11 protein-coding genes are annotated in these 16,183 nt (G+C 76.5%); 5 read left to right on the plus strand and 6 right to left on the minus strand.

Going from position 1 to position 16,183, the window contains the following annotated elements; genetic code table 11:
• Positions 1 to 158 precede the first annotated feature (158 nt).
• A complete protein-coding gene (locus tag ACFVSN_RS04280; protein ID WP_380444965.1) occupies positions 159 to 1,436 on the plus strand; it encodes a serine hydrolase domain-containing protein in 1,278 nt (425 codons plus the stop codon).
• Positions 1,437 to 1,499: 63 nt separating this feature from the next.
• Here the strand turns inward: ACFVSN_RS04280 and ACFVSN_RS04285 are convergent, their stop codons facing one another.
• Together ACFVSN_RS04285 and ACFVSN_RS04290 are read right to left on the minus strand one after the other, a co-directional pair.
• A complete protein-coding gene (locus tag ACFVSN_RS04285) occupies positions 1,500 to 3,902 on the minus strand; it encodes an ATP-binding protein (protein WP_387598946.1) in 2,403 nt (800 codons plus the stop codon).
• 318 nt (positions 3,903 to 4,220) lie between these two features.
• Positions 4,221 to 7,130: a BTAD domain-containing putative transcriptional regulator gene (locus ACFVSN_RS04290; protein ID WP_387598943.1), complete on the minus strand. Its 2,910-nt coding sequence runs from the start codon at positions 7,128 to 7,130 to the stop codon at positions 4,221 to 4,223.
• 280 nt (positions 7,131 to 7,410) lie between these two features.
• Between ACFVSN_RS04290 and ACFVSN_RS04295 the strand changes: the two genes are divergently transcribed.
• The gene (locus ACFVSN_RS04295) at positions 7,411 to 10,260 is read left to right on the plus strand and encodes a BTAD domain-containing putative transcriptional regulator (RefSeq protein WP_387598940.1); all 2,850 of its coding nucleotides are present in this window, start codon (positions 7,411 to 7,413) and stop codon (positions 10,258 to 10,260) included.
• A gap of 21 nt (positions 10,261 to 10,281) precedes the next feature.
• Here the strand turns inward: ACFVSN_RS04295 and ACFVSN_RS04300 are convergent, their stop codons facing one another.
• The 3 genes from ACFVSN_RS04300 to ACFVSN_RS04310 form a co-directional block, all read right to left on the minus strand.
• A complete protein-coding gene (locus ACFVSN_RS04300; protein ID WP_380444970.1) occupies positions 10,282 to 10,971 on the minus strand; it encodes a sigma-70 family RNA polymerase sigma factor in 690 nt (229 codons plus the stop codon).
• Positions 10,972 to 11,122: 151 nt separating this feature from the next.
• Entirely contained in the window at positions 11,123 to 11,485 is a 363-nt protein-coding gene (locus ACFVSN_RS04305; RefSeq protein ID WP_380444971.1) for a hypothetical protein, read from the minus strand.
• Between the two features lie 188 nt (positions 11,486 to 11,673).
• Positions 11,674 to 12,099 carry a hypothetical protein gene (locus ACFVSN_RS04310; RefSeq protein ID WP_387598936.1) on the minus strand — a complete coding sequence of 142 codons (426 nt, stop codon included), beginning with the start codon at positions 12,097 to 12,099 and terminating at the stop codon, positions 11,674 to 11,676.
• A gap of 263 nt (positions 12,100 to 12,362) precedes the next feature.
• Here ACFVSN_RS04310 and ACFVSN_RS04315 point away from each other — a divergent pair, with 263 nt between their 5' ends.
• Both ACFVSN_RS04315 and ACFVSN_RS04320 read left to right on the plus strand, forming a co-directional pair.
• A complete protein-coding gene (locus ACFVSN_RS04315) occupies positions 12,363 to 13,352 on the plus strand; it encodes a hypothetical protein (RefSeq protein ID WP_387953687.1) in 990 nt (329 codons plus the stop codon).
• Between the two features lie 218 nt (positions 13,353 to 13,570).
• On the plus strand, positions 13,571 to 13,909 hold the full coding sequence (locus tag ACFVSN_RS04320; RefSeq protein ID WP_380498401.1) for a hypothetical protein: 339 nt from the start codon (positions 13,571 to 13,573) through the stop codon (positions 13,907 to 13,909).
• 40 nt (positions 13,910 to 13,949) lie between these two features.
• Here the strand turns inward: ACFVSN_RS04320 and ACFVSN_RS04325 are convergent, their stop codons facing one another.
• Entirely contained in the window at positions 13,950 to 15,425 is a 1,476-nt protein-coding gene (locus ACFVSN_RS04325; RefSeq protein ID WP_387600066.1) for an FAD-dependent monooxygenase, read from the minus strand.
• A gap of 67 nt (positions 15,426 to 15,492) precedes the next feature.
• On the opposite strand from ACFVSN_RS04325, the gene ACFVSN_RS04330 reads away from it, so the two are divergent.
• A complete protein-coding gene (locus tag ACFVSN_RS04330) occupies positions 15,493 to 16,113 on the plus strand; it encodes a TetR family transcriptional regulator (RefSeq protein ID WP_380447869.1) in 621 nt (206 codons plus the stop codon).
• Positions 16,114 to 16,183: the final 70 nt, after the last annotated feature.

The following is a 16,183-nucleotide window of genomic DNA, read 5'->3' on the forward strand; positions in this document are numbered from 1 at the left end:
CCCAGCAGGTAAAGCCTTGGCCGCCGTTCGGGAAACGGATTGTGGAGTCGATCGCGTTCACCGATCGCTCACATTGCGGCGATGGCCCCGGACGGAGATAGTGGATCTTCGAACCGCGCGGACCGACGCCGCGTCAGCCGAACGAGAAACCGAGGAACATGGCGAAGATCAGGCTCCTGCGTCCCCTGGCCGTGGCCGCCGCCGGTGTCGTCCTGATGGCGACCGGCGCCACCCACGCCGCCGCCGACCAGGGCACCCCGAGCGCGCCCGCACCCGACACCGCCGCGGTGCTCGCCGCCCTGCAGACCACGATGAAGGCCGGCGCGCCCGGCGCCTTCGCCGTCGTCCACGACCACGACGACCCGTCGCTCGACCAGACGCTGACGGTCGGCAAGGCCGATCTCGACGGCACCCCGATGAAGGCCGACTGGCGCTTCCGGGTCGGCAGCAACAGCAAGATGTTCGCGTCCGTCCTGGTCATGCAGCTCGCCGAGCAGGGCCTCATCGACCTCGACAAGCCCCTGCGCGACTACCTCCCGGCCGGCACCCTGCCCGACGGCTGGACCATGACGGGCCGCCAGGTCATGGAGCACCGCGCCGGGATCTACGACCACACCAACGACCTCCTCGAACAGTCCGGCGAGGAGACCACCGCCGCGTTCGAGGCCCGCATCCGCACCAACGTCTACGCCCCGCGCGACCTCGTCGCGATGTCCGTCAAGCACGGCGTCCAGTACGCGCCGGGCACCAAGTACTCGTACTCCAACACCGACTTCGTGCTCATGGGCCTCGCCGTCGAGAACCTCACCGGCCGCCCCTACGCCGACGTCCTCCAGGAGCGCATCCTCGACCCGCTGGAGCTGCGCGACACCTCCTTCGTCGTCCCGGACCCGAAGATCCGCGGCGCCCACGTCACCGGCTACCTCACCAACGACGACCGCACCAAGCCGCTGCTCGACTCCACCGAGCAGACCGGCTCCTGGGTCTGGGCCGCGGGCGCGGTCACCTCCTCCGCCCGGGACCTCGACACCTTCCTCACCGCCCTCATGGCCGGCAGCTCCGGCGGACTCGTCTCCGACGACTCGCTCAAGCAGATGGAGGCCGCGATCCCGACCCCGACCGCGAAGATCTCCTACGGCCTCGGACTGCGCCGCATCTCGCTCAGCTGCGGCGACGTGTACGGGCACGGCGGGATCGTCCAGGGCTACCAGACCCAGTCGTTCACCACGCCGGACGGCCACCGCACGGTCGTCGTGTTCGCCAACGCCTCCAACAACGGCTCGGTGACGCAGGGCCTGATGGGCGCGCTGGAGCCGGCGTTCTGCGGGAAGAAGCCGGCCGCCGCCGCGCCGCGGGCCAACGTCCGCTCGGCGGTGCCGAACGGCGCCGCCGTCCGGGACTACACCATTCCGGCGGTCGAGGACAGCCGGATCTGACGCCGGCCGTGCGCTGACGGCGCGGCGCCTCAGCCCAAGCCGGTCGGTGACGGGCTCCGCGCCTCAGCCCCCGGCGGCCGCCGTGCCCGTCCGGCGGCGGCCCTGGCGGCCGTCCGCGCTGAGGTCCGTGAGCGCCTCGGTGAGGAGTTCGCGGGCCTCGTCGGCACGGCCCTGCTCGATCAGGGCCGTGCCGAGCTCGGTCAGCGTCTTCGTCATGCTGTCCGGGCGGCCGATCGCCTCGTAGTGGGTGAGCGCCTGGCGGTAGGCCTTCTCGGCGGCCGGCCACTGCTTCAGCGCCGCGCGGTCGAGGCCCAGTTCGTACGCCGTCATCGCCGACAGGAAGTGCATCAGCGGCGACTCCCAGCGCTCCACCAGTTCCAGCGCGCCCGCCAGCGCCAGCCGGCGGGACTCCACCGCCTCCTCCGCGCGGCCCGACTCGCGCAGGCAGGTGGCGGCGCCGCGCAGCGTGACCAGCCGTCCGATCCGGGCCGCCCGGTTGTCCACGGACGCGAAGGCCTCGGCCGCCCGGTGGTAGCTGTCGGTGGCCTCCTGGTGCCGGTGCAGCCTGCGCAGGCCGCTGCCGAGGTAGGTCAGCGCCCAGCCCTCCTGCTCGCGGTCGCCGAGCTCACGGGCCAGCTCCAGGCCCTCGCCGGCCAGTTCGACGCCGCGCTGGTAGCGGTGCAGGCAGGTGACGTTCGTCCAGGCCAGGTAGTTCACGTGGACGGTCTCGGCGTGCCGGTCGCCGAGGGCGCGCGCGGAGTCGACGGACAGCTGGAAGACCTCGCCCCAGATGTCCCAGCTCAGCAGCCGGTCCGAGAACCAGTGCATCGCCTCGGCGGTGTCCACCACCGCACGGTGCCGGCCCGCCCCGGCCGCCCGGTACATGGCCGCCAGCCACTCCGGGGACTCCTCCTCGAGCCAGCGCGTCGCGTCCGCGGTCGTCACCGGCGCCGTCGCCGGATCGGGGTCGCCGAGCGCCTCCTCGCCGGTGCTGTCCGGGACGAACCGCAGGCCCGCCGCCGAGGCGCGCGCCAGCAGCAGCCCGGCCGCGGCCAGTTCGGCGGCCCGTACCTCTTCGGGGCTCTCGTCGGTCGTCAGCCGCTCCCCCGCGTAGAGCCGGACGAGGTCGTGCAGGCGGTACCGCTCCGGGGTGGCGAGCTGGACCAGCCCGGCGTCCGTCAGCTCCTCCAGACAGCGCTCGGTGCGCACCGCGGACAGCCCGGCGTACATCGCGGCGACCGGCGCGGTGAAGTCCGGTCCTGCGGTCAACGCGCAGCGGCGCAGCACCAGTTGGGCCTCGGCCGGCAGCCGGCGGTAGGACAGGGCGAAGGCCGGGCGGACGGCGAGGTCCCCCGTCTCCAGCAGGTCCAGCCGGTTCTCCTCCGCGGCGAGCTGCCGCACCAGGCGGCTCACCGGCAGCTGCTCGCGCGCCACCAGGCGCTGGCCGGCGATCCGCAGGGCGAGCGGCAGGTAGCCGCACAGGCGGGCGAGTTCGGCCACCGCGTCCGGTTCGGCGGCGATCCGCTCCCGGCCGGCGATCCTGGCGAGCAGCGCGGCCGCCTCGGTGGGCGCGAGGGCGTCCAGGCGCAGGCGGTGCACCGACTCCAGGCCGGGCAGGGCGTTGCGGCTGGTGACGATCGTCACGGCCGGGCCCGAGCCGGGCAGCAGCGGGCGGACCTGTGCCTCGTCGGCGGCGTTGTCCAGGACGAGGACGAGCCGGCGCTCGCGCACCAGGGCCCGGAACAGTCCGGCCCGCTCCTCCGTGCCGGCCGGGACGGCGCCGTCCTCGACGCCCAGCGCGCGCAGGACCTGGCCGAGCGCGTCGCGGGCGGGCAGCGGGGTGGGGGCCATGCCGGCGAGGTCGAGCGAGAGCTGGCCGTCGGGGAACCGGTCGGCCAGGGCGTGGGCGGCGTGCAGGGCGAAGGCGGTCTTGCCCAGGCCCGGCTGGCCGCTGACCAGGAGCACCCGGGGGTGGGCCGGGTCGTCCTCCCGAACCAACTCGTCCAGGCGGGCGAGGACGTCCTCGCGGGCGGTGAAGTCGGCGATGTCCCGGGGGAGGGCGAGGGCGCCGGGGAGCACGGGGACGGCAGGGACGGCGGGGGTGGCGGGCGCGGCCGGGGCGGCGGGGGCGTTCTCGGGGGTCGCTGACGCCTGATCGGCCGCGGCGGCCTTCGGCGCCTTGGGGCCGGCCTGCGCGGGGACGGTCGCGCGGGTGCCGCGCGGGCGTCCCGACTGGGCGGCCCGCTCCAGGGTCAGCGTGTCCGCCGCGTCGAGGCCCAGCGTCGAGGCCAGGGCCCGCACGGTGCGGCGCTGCGGCCCGCGCGTACGGCCGCGTTCCATGTCGCCGAGGGCCCGCAGGCTCACGCCGGAACGTTCCGCCAGTTCCTCCTGCGTCAGCCCCGCCCGCACCCGGTACCCGGCCAGCAGTCCGGAGAACTCCACGCCCCCGGCGACCGCGTCGCCCATCGACCCCACCCCTGACCCTGCCGGTACTTCTGCCACTGTTTGTGCCTCAACCACTACACGCAGGCAGAAGTATGCACGGTTTCACGCGGGCCCGGTGCCACGGCACTGCTGGTCAGTGCGTGTGCCAAGGGCTGCGGCGGCCGGACGGGCCAACGGGCGACCGGCCGGGCGGGCACGCGGCGCCGGTGGCAGAACTGCCGGTAGTTCTGCCTGTTCGCACACGGGCGGAACTGTGGAGGGGCGGAATTGGGATGGGCGGAACCGGGCGGAGAGGGCGGAACCGGGGACGTGTGCCGGCCCGGGTCGGGCGGCGGAGGCTCAGACGGCGCCCGACAGGAGCGAGTCCGCGCGGCGGCGGGCGGCGGCCGCGTCGCCGGTGCGGCCCACCGTTCCCAGCAGGTCGGCGAGCAGCGCGTGGGAGTCGGCCTGGAGCACGGTGTCGGCGAGTGTCCGGCCGAGGACGACGGCCAGTTCGGCGCAGTCGAGGGCCGGTCCGACGCGGCCCAGGGCGTGCAGGGCGCGGGCCCGTCCGTGGGTGGCGCGGACGGCGTCGGCGGTGTGGGCGGCGGCCAGCCGGACGGCCTCGTCGGCGTGGGCGAGGGCCTGGGCCGGGGAGCCGGCGAGGACGAGGGCGTCGGCCAGGTCGACGAGGGCGGCGGCGAGGAGGTGCGCGGCCTCGGGGGTGCGGGCGGCCGCGACGACGTCGGTGAACAGCGGGACGGCCCGGTCGTGCCGTCCGGCCCGGCCGAGCGCACGGGCGACACGGGCCCGGGAGCGCAGGCGCAGGAGCGGGTCCCCTGTGGTGGTGACGGCCCGGTCGAGGTGTTCGCCCGCGGTGCGGTGGGCGCCGCGGTCGACGAGGAGGACGGCGAGGTCGGTGGAGAGCCGGGCCACGGCCTCCGGGTCGCCGGCCGAACGGGCCGCGCGCAGACCGGCCTCCGTCGTGGCCCGCCAGCGGGCGCGGTCGTGCTCGACGCCTTCTCCGTCCTCTCCGCCTGCGCCGCCCAGGAAGCCGTGGCCGGTGTACCCGCGACCGGCGTGCCCGTGGGCGGTGCGCCCGTGGGGGGCGTGCCCGCGACCGACGTGCCCGTGGGGGGCGTGCCCGTGGGCAGCACGTTCGTAGAACGTGGCGGCGCGGTGGGCGAGCTGCCAGGCCCCGGCGGTACGGCCGTGCTGTTCGGCGCAGAGCACGACCGCGCGGATGGCGCTCTCCTCCCGCCGGAACCAGGCCGCGCCCTCCCCGCCCTCGGCGGACCTCGCCCCGGTCGCGTCGAGGTAGTGGTCGATCAACCGGTCGAGCGCGGCGAGCCGTTCGTCGCACCCGAGGTCGGCGGCCTGCCGCGCGGCGTAGCGGCCGACCAGCGCGCGCCGGGCGTAGCGGCCGGGGGCCTGCTCCTCCAGGAGGTGCACGGCGTCGAGGCGGGCCAGGTGGGCGCGGGCCTCCGCGGCGGGCAGGTCGCCGAGGGCGGCGGCGGTGGCGGTGCCGATCTCGCTGCCGGGGTGGAGCCCGAGGAGCGCGAACAGCCGGGCGGTGGCCGGGTCGAGCGCGCGGCGGGTCCGGTCGAGGGCGGCGGCGATGCCGAGCGGGCCGCGACCGGTGCCGGTGAGGGTGGCCAGGGCGGCCTGGTCGTCGGCGAGTTCGGCGGCGAGGTCGTCCAGGCCCCAGCCGGGGCGGGCAGCCAGCCGGGCGGCGGCGAGGCGCAGGGCGAGCGGCAGGCGGTCGCAGCGCCCGGCGAGTTCGGCGGCGGCCGCGGGTTCGGCGGCGAGCCGGGCGGGGTCGAGGGTGCGGGCCAGCAGGGCGGCCGCGTCGTCGGGGGTGAGCGCGCCGACCGGCAGGGGGACGGCGCCCTCGCGGACGAGCAGGTCGCGCAGGCGGTGCCGGCTGGTGACGACGGTGACGGGCGCGGCGTCGGACGGCTCGGCGGGCGGGGCCGGCAGGAGGGGAGCCACCTGCTCCGCGGAGCGGGCGTCGTCGAGGAGCACCAGCACCCGACGGCCCGTCAGCAGCGCCCGGTAGCGCTGGACGCGTGCGCCGAGCCCGGCGGGTACGGCCGACTCGCCGAGCGCGGTGAGGAACTCGCCGAGCACGTCGGCCGGGTCCCGGGGCCCGGCCTCGCCGAAGCCGTCCAGGTCGACGTGGAGGACACCCTCGGGAAACCGCTCGGCGGCCCGGTTGGCCCAGTGCTGCACGAGGGCCGTCTTGCCGGCCCCGGCCGGGCCGGTGACCAGGACGGGCCGTCCGGCGCGGGCGGGCGCGAGGGCCTCGTCCAGCCGGCGCAGGTCGTCCGACCGGCCGACGAACCGGCGGTCGGCGGGAGGGAGTTGGGACGGTACGGCCTTCGGGCGGGGCGCGGCCACGGTGGCGGCGGGGCGGGTCAGGCGCTCGCCCGCGCGGCGCAGCTCGGGGCCCGGCGGGCCGTCGAGGCGGGCGACCAGCCGCCCGTACCAGGCCGCGGCCTCGTCGCGCCGACCGGCCTGGTCGAGGCAGGTGACGAGCCGGGCGGCCGGGCCCTGCCGGGCGGGGTGCGCCGTCACGGCCTCGGTGAGCTCGGCGACGAGCTCGCCGCCGCGGCCCTGCCGGCACAGGCCGTCGGCGAGCCGGTCGAGGGCGCGCAGGCGCAGGTCGGTGACGTACGGGGAGGTCCGGTCGCGCAGCAGGGCCGAGCCGCAGTCGGTGAGGGCCGGGCCCTGGAACAGGTCGAGGGCGGCGCGCAGCAGCGGGAGCGCCGGGTCGGCGGACGGGCCGTCGGGGGACGGGCCGTCGGCGGCTCGCTCGTCGTCCAGGACGTGCGGGTGGTACGGCGCTTGCGGGTGGTACGGCGCTTGCGGGTGGTACGGGCCGAACGAGCCGTGCCGGCCGTCCGGGTGCAGGACTCCGGCGCGTTCGCAGAGGCCGGCGAAGCGCACCAGGTCCACCCGGGCGGGCTCCCCGGTGAGCACGTAGCCGGCGTCGCGGGTGCCGAGCGCGAGGTGCCCGCCGCCGTGGTCCGCCGCGGGCTCCTCGCCCAACGCCTGGCGCAGCACGGCGACATGGCCCTGCAGCGCGGCCCGGGCGGTGGGCGGCGCGGCGCCGTCCCAGACCAGTTCGATCAGTTCCTCGGTGGCCACGACCCGGTTCAGCCGGACGGCGAGCGCGCTGAGCAGGGCGCGCCGCTTGGGCGCCGAGGGCGTGACGAGCGTCCCGTCGTCGCGCCGGACGGCGACCGGTCCGAGCAGGTCGATGCGCATGCGGCCCCTCGTCTGGCTGATCGGCTCGTTCGCCGGCGGGTGGATCGTCTGCGGGTGGATCGAGTCGTCCGAGGATAGGCCCGATCGCCCGGCCTGCGCACCGGTGCGGGTTCCGCCGATTCATGCCATCATGATCGCTTCTCGCCCGGTTCGGCCTTGATCCGTTCGGTTCCGTTCGGTTCCGTTCGATCACCCGCCGGGACCGGACGAATTCGGGCAGTACACTGCTCCACCCCGGGACCGACCGGCCCGGGAGTCGTGGGGCGAGGTGGGGCGGCGCGTGGGGATTCGACTCCTCGGTCCGGTGGAGCTGGGGACCGGGGGCGGCGGGTTCGTCGCGGTCCAGGGCGCGCAGCGGCGGGCCGTGCTCGCGCTGCTCGCACTGCACCTCGGGCGGGTCGTCGGCGTGGACGCCTTCTGCGAACTCCTGTGGGACGACTGGCCGCCGGCCAGCGCGCGGGCGGCGCTCCAGGGGCACGTCGCCGCGCTGCGCAAGCTGCTCGCCGCCGGGCCCTTCGTGCTGCACACCCGTGCGCCCGGCTACCTGCTGACCGGGCCGGCCGGCCTCGTGGACGCCCTGCGCTTCGACGAGTTGGTGGCCCGCGCGGGCGCGCTGGCGGAAGCGGCCGACGGCGCGGCCCTCACCACGGGCGGCGCCGCGCTCGCCGAGGCGATCGCACTGCTGGAGCAGGCGCTGCGGCTGTGGCGCGGTCCGGCGCTCGCCGACCTGCCGGACACGGCACTGCGCGGCACCGTCGCGGGCCGGCTGGAGCAGGCGCGGACCGCGGCCCTCGTCTCCTGGGCGGCACTGCGGCTGCGCCAGGGCACCGGCGCCGCGGCCGTGCCGTCGCTGGAGCAGAACGTGCGCACGAACGGGCTGCGCGAGGAGGTGGCGGCGCTCCTGGTGCGCTGCCTCCACCAGGCCGGACGGTCCGCCGACGCGCTGCGGGCCTACCACGAGGCGCGCACCCGGCTCGACGGCGAACTCGGCATCCGGCCCGGCCCCGCACTCCAGGCGGCACTCGCCGAGGTCCTGGCCGAGGACGACGCCGCCGAGGCCGGCCGGCGGGTGGACGAACCGCCGGCTTCCGCCTCGACCACCGATGACGGCACCCCCGTGCCCCGCCGACTCCCCCGCCGCCCGCTCGACTTCGTCGCCCGCGAACCCGAACTGCGCTGGCTGGACCGCGAATGCGGCCCCGACCGCACCGGCGACGGCCTCGCCCTCGTCGTCGGCCCGGCCGGCGCCGGCAAGAGCGCGCTGGCCCTCACCTGGGCGCACACCGCCGCCGCCGGCTACCCCGACGGCCAGCTGCACGCCGACCTGCGCGGTCTCGACCCGGCCGGACCGGCCGACCCCGGCGAGACGCTCGGCGCCTTCCTCCGCGCGCTGGGCGTCGACGAACCCGCCCTCCCCACCGACCGGGCCGGGCGCGCCGCGCTCTACCGCACCCTGACCCGGGACAAGCGCCTGCTCGTCGTCCTCGACGACGCGGCCGACGCCGACCAGGTCGCCGACCTCCTCCCGCACGGCCCCGGCTGCGCCGCCGTCGTCACCGGCCGAAACCCCCTGGAGGGCCTGGTCGCCGCCGAGGGGGCGGCCCTGCTGCGCCTGGCCCCGCTGCCCGGGTCCGACGCGCTGCGCCTGCTGGAACAGGTGCTGACGCCCAGTCGCCTGCGGGCCGAACCGGAGGCCGCCGCCCGGCTCGCCGCGCTCTGCGACCACCTGCCGCTCGCCCTGCGGATCGCCTCCGCCCGGCTGGCCGCCCGACCGGACTGGACGATCGCCGCACTCGTCGCCGACCTCGCGGACGAGCCCACCCGGCTGGCCGTCCTGGAGGGAGACGGCACGCTCGGCGTCTCCGGCGAACTGCTCCGCACCCACCGTCGGCTGTCACCGGACGCGGCCGAGTTGCTGACCGTCCTGGCCGCCCACCCGTCCCCCGAGGTGGACGTCCTCGCGAGCGCGGCCCTGCTCGGCGCCGACCCGGCCACCGCCCGCCGGGCGCTCGGCGAACTCACCGCCCACCACCTGCTGACCGGCACCCCGCACGGGCGGTACGGCCGGTCCGGCCTCGTGCGGCTGTTCAGCGCGCACCTGCTCGGGCGACGGCCGGAGGCGGACCGACAGCTCGCCGCGGAACGGCTGCTGGACTACTACCTGGAGGCCTCCCGCGCCTGCGCCGAGCACCTGGAGCCCGGCCAGGAGACGTACGGCGGGAGCGTCCACCACCCGCCGGCCCTGCCCGCGCCCGCCGGGCCCCGGGCCGCGATCGACTGGTTCCGGGCCGAGGAGCCGACCGTCCGCGCGCTGGTCGCCTCCGCCGGCCGCACCGACCCGGCGCGCGCCTGGCGGCTGGCCGCCGCCAGCGAACCGCAGTACTACGCCGCCGGGCTCTTCACCGAGTGGCTGAGCTGCATGACGGCGGGCCGGGAGGCCGCCGAGCGGTGCGGCGACCGGGTGGGCACCGCACGGTCCGGCGTCGCGCAGGCGAGCGCCCTGCTCGGCCTGCGCCGCTACCAGGAGGCGGTCGACCGCGGCCGCAGGGCCCTCGCCGACACCCGCCCCGAGGACGGCGCCGTCCACCTGCGGGCGCTCAACGCCCTCGCGGTGTCCAGCGCCCTCGTCGGCCGCGCGGACGAGGCCACCGCGCTCGGCGCCGCCGCGCTCGCCCACGCGACCGGCAGCGGCGAACCCCACCGCCTGTCCGCCACCCTCGCCCACGGCTCCCAGGTCAGCCTGCTGGTCGGCGACCGGGAGGGCGCCCTCCGGCAGGCCCGCGAGGCCCGCAACCTGCTGCCCGGATCGACGGTGACGATCTGCCACCTCTGGTCGATGCTCACCGAGGCCCACGCCCTCCAGCCGGTCGCCGACGAGGAGGCCTGCGAGATCGCCTGGCGCCGCGCGCTCGCCGCCTGCGAGGAGGCCGGGCTGCTGCACCTGCTCGCCCTCGCGGAGCAGTCCTACGCCGCCTTCCTCGCCGGCCGCGGCCGGTCGCCGGAGGCCGTCGAGCGGCTCCGGGTGGCGCTCGACCGCTACCGGGCGGACGGCCGGCTCCCGTCGTCCATGGGCGGTTTCGTCAGTGCGATCGAGGAACAGCTGGACGCGCTGACGCACCGCCGTTCCTGATGCATCGTCAGTTCAGGACCGTCAGTTCAGCGCGGCCTTGGCGACGCGCCCGCGGTCGACCGCCTTCGGGGCGTACCCGTGCTCGGCCGCGAGGACCGGGCGCATGGCGCGGATCGCGTAGAAGTTGCGGGACTTGACCGTCCCCGGCGGCACCCCGAGCTTCGCCGCCGCCTCCACCACCGACCGGTCCTTGAGGTGCAGTTCGACCAGCACCTCGCGGTGGTGCTTCTGCACCCGTCGCAGCGCAAGGGCGATGTCCCGGGAGGCCACCACCCGCTCGTACGGGTCCTCGGCGACCGGCCGGTCGTCCACCGACTCGCCGAGCGCCTCGGGCGCCCGGGAGGCCGCCATCCGGTAGTGGTCGATGGCGATCCGCCGGGCCACCGTGAACAGCCACGGGCGGCTGTGCTCGGGCCCGGCCTTCAGCGCCTCCGGGTTCTGCCAGGCACGCAGCAGGGTCTCCTGGAGGATGTCCTCGGCCTTGCCGCGGTCGCCGCGCGTGGTGCGCAGCAGGACGTTCAGCAGGTAGCCGCCGTGCAGCCGGTGGATCTCGGCGAGGTCCTGGGGGTCGAGGGTCGGTCGGCCCGCCCCCTTCGCGGTGGTCTCCGTGGCGGGCTGCACGGTGGCCTCCGCGGCGGGAGCGGGCCGGGCGGCGGACTCTGCGGGCTGCTGGACGCCGGGGGCGTTCGGGGCGACAGGCTGCTGGGACACGCACTACCTCACAGAGCGGTCGGGGTCAGGGGACAGTCCGACCGGATCCCCCCGGCGGCTGTGACCACAGGCTGTCAACGGCCGCCAAGGATGCGCCAACTCCGCGCCAACGTCGGCCCCCGTCCCCTTCCCCCACGAGGGCGGTCCGCCCTCAGGCCGCGTCCCGCTCCTCGTTGAGCGCCCGGACCAGGTCCTGCACGCCGTCCTCGCCGCGGTGCTCGATCAGCACGGCGACCCACGTGGTGAACCGCTCCCGCTCCTCGGCCGACCAGCCCGGCGCCGAAGGGTGCTCGTCCACGACCATCGCCGCCGCGAGCTCCAACAGCCCCGGCGACGACACCGGCCGCCAGCGCCCCGACGGCAGCCCGTTCAGCGCCACCCGCCGGGCGACGGCGATCACGTCCTCCGCCGCGCCCGGCGGCACCGCCAGCGCCGGCGGCCCCGGCACGGCCCGCGCACCCTCGGCCAGCAGTGCGGCGATCAGTTCACGCGGTTCCGCGCGCTCGGTTCCCATGTTTCGTCGTCCTCCCCCGTCCCGCGTCCGGGACTCGCTCCGTCGTTCCTTCGGGGCCGCCCGGAACCGGCCGGACGTGCCCCGGAGACGGTACCGATTGGTAGCCCGGTCCGGTCGGGGGTTTGCGGACAGCGGAACCCGCCCGGCCGGGCCTGGTCGCCGCCCGGCCGGCGGCTGGGCTCCGCGTCCTAGAAGGTGGTCCAGTCGTCGGCGTCCGGGGTGCCGAGCGTGCGGATCCGCTCGCCGTCGCGGTCGTCGAAGGTGTCCTTGGCGATCGTGAACGACCTGCCGTCGGGCCGCAGGCCGTACAGCACGACCTGCTCCTTGCCGATGCCGGTCAGCGACAGCCGCTCGCACTGGTGCGGTGCGACGACGTGCGTCGAGAAGCCGCCCCGCTTCGGGAACACCGCGTACGACGGGTAGGTGCCACCCGAGCACAGGACGAAGTTGTCGCCCGGCTGGGCCGGGATGCCCGGAGTGACGGGGACGCCCGGCTGGGCCGGAATCCTCGGCACCGCGGGGACGGTGGCCGCCTGCGCGGCGGTGACTCCGGTGAGGCCGACCAGGCCGACGGCCGCGAACAGCAGGCCGGCGGCACGGGTGGTGGTGCGCATGGGGTTCCTCCAAGCGTGGTCGGGACGCACGGTGCGCCCTGACCAGCTCAACGGGCCTCCCACTGAACGGGGTTCAGTACCGGACCGGCGGGCACGGCCCGCACGCCCGGAGGAACCCGTTGCCGTACCTGCCGCGCACCCGCCGCGCACCGGCCGCTGAACCCGCCGCGCACCGGCCGCCGTAGTTCCGGCTGGGCGGGCCGGCCCGGGGCGGGCGGAGGGGCGGCCCCTGCGGCGCACCGACGAACCGGGAGGGACACCCGATGGCCTACTCCGACGGCACACATCCGGGCTTCCAAATCCCTTGGACCGAGCTGCTGTCGGGCCCTGGAGCGGACGCCGGCCCGGACTACACCCCGGCCGAGTGGCCGGAGCCGGTACAGGTGCAGGTGCAGCTGCCGGAGCCGGTGCAGGTGCCGGAGCCGGCACCTGTCCCGATACACCGCCCTCCGGCCGCCCCCGCGCCCCGACCGCACGTTCGCCGAACACTGTTCCGCGAGTCGGCCGACCCCCGGCAGCAGATCGAGCGGGTCCGCGCCCCGCTGCTCGCCTGCCACCGCGTCGCGTTCCTCGGCACGCCCGCCGCCCCCGGCGACGCCTCCGCCGGACTCCCGGTCGCACTCGGCGCCCAACTGGCCGAGCACCGGTGCCACCAGGTGGCCGTCCTCGACCTCGCGCCGCCCCGGCCGGACGCCGCCGCGCCGACATCACCGCACGCGCTCAGCGCCCTGCTCACCGCCGCTCCCCTGCCGGACGCGTTCCGGCACGTGGGCGGCCGGCTGGCACTGCTGACGGCCCGCCCGGAGCACCCGTACGCCGACCACCGGCAGTCCCTCGCCGACCTCGGCACCCACTACCCCCTCGTGCTCGCCGACGCCACCGGCGCCGGCGACGATGCCCGGCAGGCGGCAATGGCGGCGGCCGACCAGGTGGTGATCCGCGCCGACGCCTCCGTCGCCGGGGCCCGCACCGCCTCCGCCCAGCTGGACCGGCTCGCCGCCGAGGGCCGCGGCGACCTGGCCCGGGGCGCGGTCGTGGCCTTCACCCCGGCGCCGGGGGGGGGGGGCCCCCCCCCCCCCCGCCCCCCACACCCCCCCCAACCCCCCCCCCCGCCGCCCCCGCCCCCGAGGCGCCGCCCGCCCCCGGGCCCGGCCGCGGCCGCGCCGGGGGAGGGGGCCCCGGGCCCGGGGGGGGGGTGGGGCCCTCCCCCCCGGCCCCGGGGGGGGCCCCGCCCCCCCCCCGGCGCCACCTGATCGCCCACTTCCGGACCCGCTGCCGCGGCGTCGTCGTCCTGCCCCGCCGCCCCAGGGCCCGGGCGGCGGCGGTCCTCGAACTGGCCGCCCTCACCGGCGACGCGATGGCCGACCGCCGGATTTGACCAGGCCGCCCCGGGATTGACCGGCCCGGCCGCGGATTTGACGGCCCGGACCGGGATTTGACCTGCCCGGCCGCCGGATGATCGGCTCGGGCCATGACCGGCGAGCCCGTACCCGACGAAGCGGTGCACCTCCTGAAGGCCCTCCTCGGCGACGCCTACCCGGAGCTGTCCGCGCAGATCCCCCATCTGCGCGTCGCCGGCCACTGCCGCTGCCCGTGCCCGAGCATCGACTTCGCCCTGGACCGGTCGGCGGTGCCCGCGGCGCCCGCCGTGGACAGTCCGTTCGCCGAGGCCACCGTGCTCGACGAGACCGGCGAACCGGTGGGCGGCGTCATGCTGTTCGCGTCCGAGGGCTACCTGTCCTTGCTGGAGGTCTACTCCTGGTCCGACGACCCGGTCACCCGGCTCCCGTCCCCGGACCGGCTCGCCTGAGCGGACCTCGGGCGAACCGGCCCCGGGCCCGGGCCGGTGCTCAGCCGAACCAGCGGGCCAGGGCCGTGTCGAGCGGCGTGCCGTCGGTGTCGGTCCAGGCGAGGTAGCCGTCGGGGCGGATCAGGAGGGCCCCGGCCCCGTCGACGTCCTCCTCGGTCTTCGCCAGGACGTGCTCGACCCGGTCGGCCCGGTCGCCGACCGACCGCCGCCGGCCGTCGAGGGACAGCAGCAGGCCGCGGCCGGAGCGCATCAGCGAGCTCGCCCTGACCGGACCGTCCTCGGTGGTCAGCTCCAGGTCGATCAGCCGGGGGCCGACACCCGGGTAGTGGAGGTCCAGGCCGGACATCATGCCCGAGACGTACCGGTGGGCGTCGGGCAGCCGCAGCAGGTCGGTGACGATCTCGCGGACCGTGGCGATCTCCTCGTCCCGCCCCGGGTTCATGATCACGCCCTGCGCGCGGGTGTGGCGCAGCACCCGGGCGGCGACCGGGTACCGCTCCTCGTGGTAGCTGTCGAGCAGGCCGGCGGGCGCCCAGCCGTTGATCGTGCCGGCGAGCTTCCAGCCCAGGTTGACGGCGTCCTGGACGCCCAGGTTGACGCCCTGGCCGCCGATCGGCATGTGGATGTGCGCCGCGTCCCCGGCGAAGAGCACCCGGCCCTCGCGGTAGCGCTCGACCTGGCGCACGGCGTCGCCGAACCGGGAGGCCGCGCGCAGTTCGCCCAGCACCGTCTCCGGCCCGTACACGGCGTGCAGGGCCTCCCGGACCTCGTCGGCGGAGACCGGCGACGCGTGGTCCGGGCCGTCCCCGGAGAGCTTGCCGAACAGCATCCGGTACAGGTCCGGGCCGATCGGGTGCAGGATCGTGTGGAAGCCGTTGGCCGACCGCGCGTACTCGCTGAAGTGCCCGGGCTCGGTGCGGACCTTGTCTGAGCGCGAGACGAGCGTGAGGTCCGCGGCCACGGCGGACATCCGGCGCTCCCGGCCGGGGAACGCGACGCCCAGCAGCCGGCGGACCGTGCTGTGCCCGCCGTCGCACGCGACGAGGTAGCGGCCCCGGATCTCGCCGCGGATCTCGCCGCTGCCGCCGTCTTCCGCTCGCCACTCGGCGGTGACCCCGTCCGCATCCTGCGCGACCGCCGTCACCTCGCGGCCGCGGAGCACGGGCACGCCCCGCTCGGCGAGGAGTCCTTCGAGGTGCGCCTCCAGCGCGGCCTGCGGGACGCCGACCGGGTGCGGGTACCGGGTGCGCCACGGCGTGCAGTCCAGCTCGACCGGCAGGCCGGCGAAGTGCCCGCCCAAGCTCTCCCCCGCCGGCAGCTCCGCGAGCAGCGGCTCCAACAACCCCCGCAGGTCCAGCACTTCGGCGGTGCGCGGCTGGAGACTGCCGGCCCGGGACTGGGTGCTCCGGATGAGCAGCTTCTCCGTGACGACGACCGGGATCCCGGCCAGCGTCAGCTCGTGCGCCAGCATCAGCCCGGTCGGGCCCGCCCCCACGACGATGACTTCGGTCTGCACAGCAACCTCCGAAAGAAGAAACCAGGTGCAATTCTGCACTCAGTCTACCACAAGGTAGACTGAGTGCATGAATCAGCACATGGGCCTGCGGGAACGCAAGAAGGAACGCACCCGGGAGACGATCGCGGCGACCGCGATCCGCCTCTTCCTCGACAAGGGCTTCGACCAGGTGTCGATCACCGAGATCGCCGAGGCGGCGGACGTCTCCCGGCGCACCCTCTTCGCCTACTTCCCGACGAAGGAGGACCTCGTCCTCCAGCGCTTCGCCGACCACGAGAGCGAAGCGGCCCGCATCGTCCGCGCCCGCCCGGACGGCCAACCCCCGCTGGAGGCGCTGCGGACGGCCCGCCTCGACGCCCTGGCCCGGCGCGACCCGAACACCGGCCTCTGCGACGACCCCGAGGTCATGGCCTTCCTCCGCCTGATCGCCGGCACCGAGAGCCTGGCATCACGGCTGATCCGCTACTCCGAACGCGGCGCCGAAGCCCTGTGCGCGGCCCTGCAGGAGGCCGACGTCGACCCAGTCACCGCCCGCCTCGTGGCCGCCCAGGTGATCGTGGTGCAGCGCGAGCTCGCGATCATGCACCAGGAACACCTGGCCGCCGGCACCTCCGCCGACGACCACTACCCGGCAGCCGTCCACGCCACCGAGCGCGCCTTCGACCTGCTGAGCAACGGACTGGGCTAGGGCGGGCCTTTCGGCTCGGGGTCGTTCAGCAGCGCCTCGACGAGGCCCGGTGGGTCCGGCGACCTTGGTG

The organism is Kitasatospora sp. NPDC057904, from assembly GCF_042887925.1.
Taxonomy (GTDB): domain Bacteria; phylum Actinomycetota; class Actinomycetes; order Streptomycetales; family Streptomycetaceae; genus Kitasatospora.